We start from the raw sequence: 6416 nt of genomic DNA, 5'->3' as shown, positions 1-6416 counted from the left end.
TGCGGGCATCGCTGGTGTTCCTCCCAGGTTTCGATGTCTCCATCAAACCCGGTGCGGGACACCTGATATTGCAGCCAGCTCTTCAGCGCGCGCTTGAGACACTCCCGCTGGTCAGGCTGCAAGCGGCTCATTCTGGTAGGCGCGGGCGGTAGGTCACCGTTGCTGCCGGTGAGGATCCGTCGCCATTCCCGTCCCGACACACCGGGGACGGGTTCTTGGACCCATCGCTGCCAGACGCGGTTGAGCTCGTTGTCGTCGCAGCAACCGCAAAGCCCGTCGACGATCATGTCGGTGATGCCGGCAGTGGCGTCCAGCCGGCCCCAGGCCCAGTCGTTGGCCCGCCACGACCGGCGGAGGAAGGATCCAAAGTTGTGCAGCGTGGTACCGGCCAGCTTGGCACGGGAGTTGATTACCGGATCGGCTGGCTCGAGTCGGCCGGTGCGCAGCCGCTCGGTCAGGCGCTTGCGCCGTTCGCTGCAGTCGATGTTGCGGAACTTCTGCTGCAGCGGGCTCTCCTGGTTGCCGGTGATCTTGTGGTAATGGACGACGGGTTGAACTCCCGGCACGCCGCCGGCTACCGCGAAGATGGTGTGCAGCTTCTTGATGCTCAATTTGCGCAGTGATGACCCGTGGACGTCCTTGAATGCCGAGTCGCACCAGGCTCGCCGGTCCTTTGGACACAGGTCGTCGTCGCTGCGCAGTTTTCGCCTGGCGATCGGTTGGCCAATCTCCAGCAACTCTACTTTAAGGTCCTCGGCCAGCGTCCAGATTTCGTGCAGCGCGGTCCTCCCAGGGCTTGACATGTCGACTTCCCTGGCCATGTACTTCGCCGGGTACTGTTCGAACAGCATGCGGTTGAACTGTTGATCGTCGCATTGCCCGTCGGCTATCGCTTGGCGGAGTTTGTCGGGGAGACCTGGCAGCCCGTGCTGCAGGGCGCGGGCGCGTCGGGTGGCGGTCAGCAGGTCCGGGTTCTCCAGCGCGCCGCCCGATCCCTGGAAGTCCCGAAGCAGTTCGGCGCCGGCCAGGTCCCGGATGTGGTCGGCCAGCGCCAGCAGCCGGTAAAGTTTGCCCTTGACCTTCCGTAGGCGTTTGGCTGCCTCGTCGCCCGCTGCCTGGTCGTCGTGGTAATCGGAGTTGCGATTCTTCTCCTCGAGTGCACGGATCCAGGAGATCAGCATGGTGGTGGCGCTGTAGGCCGCTTCGATGTCTTGGAACTCCTCCTCGTCGTTCCCCGTTCCCTGGTGGTAGATGTCGTCGAGTTGTGCCTGGATGTTCAGCGCCTCGTACTCGCCGAGAACCTGATACGGCCCGGACAGTGCCGGTCGGCCGATGGAGTACTCCGCCGGCTTCGTGAGAATCTCGGCGAGCTTCTGGGCGTCGACGGAGTGTCGATAGTCACGATAATGATCCGGTAGCGGTGGTGGCGGATCGCTATCACGTCTGACGACTCGGTCGCTGATCAGCGTTCGGCGGCAGGTCCGGCACTCACAGGCCGGTGGTCGCCAGCTGCCCAGGGGCCGGCGGCGCGCTCTGGTGAGCATGATCTGCTGGGTGATGAGGTGCTGCCGGATCTGGGCGGCGAGGCCGATGTCGTTGGTGCTGCGAATGTGCCCGAGCTCGCCCTCCTCGGTCTCGGTGCGTTGTTTCAACGCGATCGCCCGCAGCAGCACCCGGAGCCAGTGCAGGGCACCCTTGCTGTCCGGCTGAGTCGGGGAGCTACGAGCCGACGGTGACGGATCCGGGTCCAGGTAGATCAACCGTCGGTCGGTGGGGGAGACGGCTGCGGTCCGGCAGATCGCCAGCAGCGCCCGCCGGATCGGAATGTTGTCGAAGATCCCTCCGTCGACCACGTAGTACGGTTCGGACCCGATGTACAGACTGGTCCTCCGCGGCCGCAGTCCGGAGAAGACCATCGACATCTCCGGCACCGAGGTCCGGTCCGTGCCGGCGCCGTACTCCAACCTGTTGTGGTGACCGGCGACGGCGTGGATCGACGCGGGCTCGAACGCCCCGGGGAACGACGATGTGGCGCGGGCGGCAAGAGCGAGTCGATCCAGCCGGTACTTGACCGGGTGCGGCGGATCGTCACACGGATGGTCGGTGGCGTCCGGCCGGTCGGCGGGTCCGGGAAAGTCGGTGATCCCGGTGTCGAGCGGAGCGTCGCGGCGGGTGAAGTGGAACTGGGCCTGTCCTTCGGCCAGGCTGCGTTCCTGGTTCTGGTCCTGGGCCAGCAGGGTGGCGGACAGGTCGACGGTCATGTCGTCGGTGGCGAGTGCGGCGTGACCCCGGTCGCGCAGCCGGTAGAGCGCCCGGCAGATGCGGTGGTAGAGATACTTGTCGCCGGCCAGCAGCGACGGTACCCGACCGACCGGGCGGGGTTGCCGCATCATCTGCCACAGGTCGGCGTCGTCGAGCCAGAGGTTGCGGACCGCGTCGACGGTCGAGCCGACGCACTGAGCCACGCCGTAGACGACGGCGTTGAGACCACCGGCACTGGCACCGGCGAGTACGTCGATTTTGACCTCGTCGTAGCGGGCGAGCCGGAGCATGCTGGCGTAGATTTCGGCCCGCTGCTGCTGGGCGGGGCGTTCCGGGGACTTCCCCCGCCGCAGGGTCGCGGTGCCCTGCGGGCCGGGTGTGGTCCGGCGCAGCACATCCAGTTCCGCGACCGCCCCACCGATCCAAACAGCCAGGCTGACACCGCCGCGCATGGCCAGGGCGATCCGCAGCTCACGGCGGTTGGGTAGAGCGTTCTCCTCCGGTAGGGGATCTCGATCCTCCGACATGTTCACCTCCGCTCGGCAGCACCGGGAGGCATTCGCATGGTCGCACGGGCCGCGGGCGTGCCGGGCCGATCCCAGGCGACCTCATCCTGTGACATGCGGCGTCCGGCGCCCCATCACCCGGTGGTAGGGCAGGACCGGTATCCCCAGACGCATTGAAATATCGCCGTTTGTCGATAGAGTTCGCATCGGGTACCTAGCAACGCCTGTCCGACAAGGCCGAACAACCTGTTTGTCTCCGCGCCGCCATCGGTCGGCGCGTACCCCCTGACGATGAGGACACGCACGATGAAGGCACTCCCGCTCCTGTCCCGGCTGCTGCTGGCCACCGGGCTCGCCGCCGCCAGCCTCGCGATGCCGGCCACCACGGCGCAGGCCGCACCGCCGTCCAGCACCGCCGACGAGATCGGCACCCTGGTGGTGAACGGCCGTCCGGCCACCGAAAACTACCCGTTCATGGTCTACACCTCCGGCTGCACCGGTTCACTAATCAAGTCGAACTGGGTGGTCACCGCCCGGCACTGCCCGACTCCGGCCTCGGTGCGGGTGGGCAGCGTCAACCGGACCAGCGGCGGCACGGTGGTCCGGGTGACCCGCGCGGTCAATCATCCGCGGATCGACGTCAAGTTGATGCAGCTGGCCAGCTCGGTGACCTACGCTCCGGCACCGATCCCGACCACCTCCGGTGCGGTCGGCACCGCCACCCGGATCATCGGCTGGGGCCAGACCTGTGCTCCGCGTGGCTGTGGCTCGGCCCCGACCGTCGCCCACGAGCTGGACACCTCGATCGTCGCGGACAGTCGGTGTCGCCGTATCGACAGCGCGTACGAGATCTGTACCAACAACACCAACGGCAACGCCGGTGCCTGCTACGGGGACTCCGGTGGTCCGCAGGTTCGGAGGGTCTCCGGGCGGTGGTACCTGATCGGCGCCACCAGCCGCGCCGGTAACAACAACTCCACCTGTGCCACCGGCCCGTCGATCTACGGCGACCTGCCGTCGATCCGCTCCTGGATCGACACCCAGGTGGGTGGCCTGCCTGCCTGACCCGCACCAGCCTGAACCCCAACTTTCCGTGCGCCGCGCCGGTCCGCCGGTGCGGCGCACCCCTGCGATCACCCGGCGGGTGGAATATCTCACTGCGGTATCGGTTCGACTCGTAGCGATTCCGCTGAGTTTCCAGGCGGTAGCTTGCGGTACGTGGGTCGCCTTGTTGGTCGAACGAGGTGAATGCGGTCGGTGTCCGTCACGCGGCTCTGAGCTGCCGAGGCAAGATTTTTCAGCCGAGGTTGAACCCGGCCCATTGACCGAAAGTATGATGTCGGCGGGTTGAGGGACGCCTGCCAATTTTTCACTAACCGTGAGACTCCCTGGATGCAGGATCGGGCTGCTTGACAGCTCGGATAACCCGCTTTTAGCGTGGCTTCTCGTAAACGTGGTGCGAACTCGTTCCGGTAATGGAAGTGGGCGTTTGATGGCACCCGTTTGACCAGCTAGCAGAACACGGCTGCCCCACTGGACGACGCCTGTCAACCGCGCCGCCCTCGACGAGAAGGAGTAGGTAACCCCCATGTACAGGTCGGCACAACGGCGCAGTTCGACCCCGCGTGGCCGAAACCAGCGCACTGTCAGTGGCCGCAACAAACGCATCATCGCTGTCCTCGGCACGGTCGCGGTGTTCGCGGGAATCGTCGCGGTCACCCAGGTCTCCTCTGCCAACGACCAGCTGCGTACCGCCACGGAGTGTGTCGCCCCGAGCCCTGGTTCGACGGCTGAAGGCGGCGTGACCACCACCGTGACTCGGGAGAACGGTCGCGAGGTACGGCACCACTGGGGTGACGGACAGACCACCCTCGAGGAGTGCGAGAGCGGCACCACCCTTGTCGCGGCTCCGACCATCGAGTGTCCGTCCGTGGCGGACAAACTGCCGGAGGTCCCCGCTGCGGCGCGCACCGAGGTGGAGCGCAACCTCGGCCTGCTGGAAGAGCAGATCGAAGAGGCCAACAACCGGCTCGCCGACAGCGTCGGCGAGGGCGGGCCGAACTTCATCAACAACGCTATCCTCGGCCCGCTGGCCAGTAAGCGGGTCGCCACCATGGACCGGATCGCGATCGCCATCGGCCGGGTCGCGCCGCAGCCGCGTGGGCTCGACGAACTGGCCACCTGCGAGCTCGTCAACCGTCCCGGCAACAACGACGGTGGCGGGGACAACGGCGACGACGACGGCAACAACGACGGTGGCGGGGACAACGGCGACGACGGCGACAACAACGACGGCGTTGGGGACAACGGCGACGACGACGGCAACAACGACGGTGGCGGGGACAACGGCGACGATGGCGGCAACGACGGGCTGGAAATCCTGGCCAACAGCTGTGACGACAGTAACTTGGACGACCACGACGGTTTCCAGGTCGGCAACCGGTGTATCGACACGCAGTTCGGTGAGGTTGGCGCGGCAGCCAACAACCCGTCGCTGCTGATCACCGAGTTCCCGGACGAGGTTGGCGTGGAAGAGCCGTTCACCATCCAGGTCAGCACCCGTAACCTGGTTCGGGACCGCTTCCTCCCGGCGGCTCAGGGTGGCTACTACGTCGAGAGCTCGCTGCTTGACGAGCAGGGCCTAACCCGTGGTCACTTCCACACCGCGTGCCGGATGCTGCAGTCGACTGAGGTCGCGCCAGACCCGGCTCCGGCACCGGAGTTCTTCGTGGCGACCGAGGATGGCGGTGGTGGTCGTGAGCCGGACCAGATCACCATTCAGGTTTCAGGCATGCCGCAGTCCGGTACCGCGCAGTGCTCGGTCTGGGCCGGTGACGGTTCGCACCGGCTGCCGATGTCGGAGCGGGCCAACCAGACTCCGGCCTTCGACTCGGTCCGGATCACCGTGAACTGACCCTCCTGAACCTTCACCTTCCCCAGATGCAGGGCACTGACCGACGAGGTCCGTGCCCTGCATCTTTGCCGGTCAATCTCCTGCGTGTTGTTGCGCAGCGCTTTACTGCCGGTCGAGCTGGGCATCTTCCCGGTGTCTTCGTGGAGCGGCGTCATCGGCTGAACGTCAGAGGACCGCTCGTGGCTTTTCTGGGAGATGGCGGTGTCACACCAGTATGCTTTGTTCGTTCTATGTGGTGAAAGTTCGCTGTGACTGCACCCCGCCGGGAGGGGCACGGACCGATTTGTCCGTGCCCCTCGTGGCGGTGCTTCGGTGGCTCCGAGACAACGAATCAGGAGAATACCGCCAGGTGGAAGCCCTGATCGGCCAGATTTCCGTTGCTGGCGTAGGTGCGGACGAGGACGGCGTTCGGCACCCCCAGCCGGGACGACACAGCGACCTCACCCGGGGCCGGCACCGTGGTGTCGTGGAACCCGACGCTGCCGACAGCGGCCGACCCGGTCACGTCGTGGCTGAAGATGACCTGGTAGCTGCCGGCCGCGAGCCGGAGCGCGGACACGACGCCGAAGCCGCGCTGCAGCGCTCCGGTAGAGGAGACCACCGCGAAGTAGACCTGCGCGGTCGGCGGCATGCCGGCGATGGTGGCCGGCACGGAGGCGAGTTGAGCCTCTTCGCGCTCGGCCTCGGACGGTAGCGGCTGGCCGTTGGGCCAGTCTTTTTCACCGGTTGACATG

General features: G+C 66.3%; 4 protein-coding genes. 2 read left to right on the top strand and 2 right to left on the bottom strand.

Annotation, left to right across the window (positions count from 1 at the left end):
* Nucleotides 1-2789, bottom strand: a 2789-nt coding sequence (locus tag ACFHWU_RS02390; RefSeq protein WP_416589698.1) for a DUF3376 domain-containing protein, incomplete at its 3' end; no start/stop codon positions are given.
* Nucleotides 2790-3074: 285 nt separating this feature from the next.
* On the opposite strand from ACFHWU_RS02390, the gene ACFHWU_RS02385 reads away from it, so the two are divergent.
* Together ACFHWU_RS02385 and ACFHWU_RS02380 are read left to right on the top strand one after the other, a co-directional pair.
* Entirely contained in the window at nucleotides 3075-3833 is a 759-nt protein-coding gene (locus tag ACFHWU_RS02385) for a S1 family peptidase (protein WP_416556293.1), read from the top strand.
* 523 nt (nucleotides 3834-4356) lie between these two features.
* Nucleotides 4357-5682 carry a hypothetical protein gene (locus tag ACFHWU_RS02380; RefSeq protein ID WP_416589697.1) on the top strand — a complete coding sequence of 442 codons (1326 nt, stop codon included), beginning with the start codon at nucleotides 4357-4359 and terminating at the stop codon, nucleotides 5680-5682.
* A 331-nt stretch (nucleotides 5683-6013) separates the two neighbouring features.
* Here ACFHWU_RS02380 and ACFHWU_RS02375 read toward each other — a convergent pair whose 3' ends face one another.
* Nucleotides 6014-6415, bottom strand: a complete 402-nt coding sequence (locus tag ACFHWU_RS02375) for a hypothetical protein (protein WP_416589696.1) — start codon at nucleotides 6413-6415, stop codon at nucleotides 6014-6016.
* Nucleotide 6416: the final 1 nt, after the last annotated feature.

The organism is Micromonospora sp. LOL_015 (assembly GCF_048060275.1).
Classification (GTDB): domain Bacteria; phylum Actinomycetota; class Actinomycetes; order Mycobacteriales; family Micromonosporaceae; genus Micromonospora_E.
The sequence above is the reverse complement of the archived record's forward strand: the minus strand, read 5'-3'. Positions and strand labels throughout refer to the sequence as shown.

What these genes read in the sequence shown, in the direction of transcription:
- ACFHWU_RS02385 (WP_416556293.1), top strand. Translation starts at nt 3,075, where the DNA reads ATGAAGGCACTCCCGCTCCTGTCCCGGCTGCTGCTGGCCACCGGGCTC.
- ACFHWU_RS02380 (WP_416589697.1), top strand. Translation starts at nt 4,357, where the DNA reads ATGTACAGGTCGGCACAACGGCGCAGTTCGACCCCGCGTGGCCGAAAC.
- ACFHWU_RS02375 (WP_416589696.1), bottom strand. Translation starts at nt 6,415, where the DNA reads ATGTCAACCGGTGAAAAAGACTGGCCCAACGGCCAGCCGCTACCGTCC.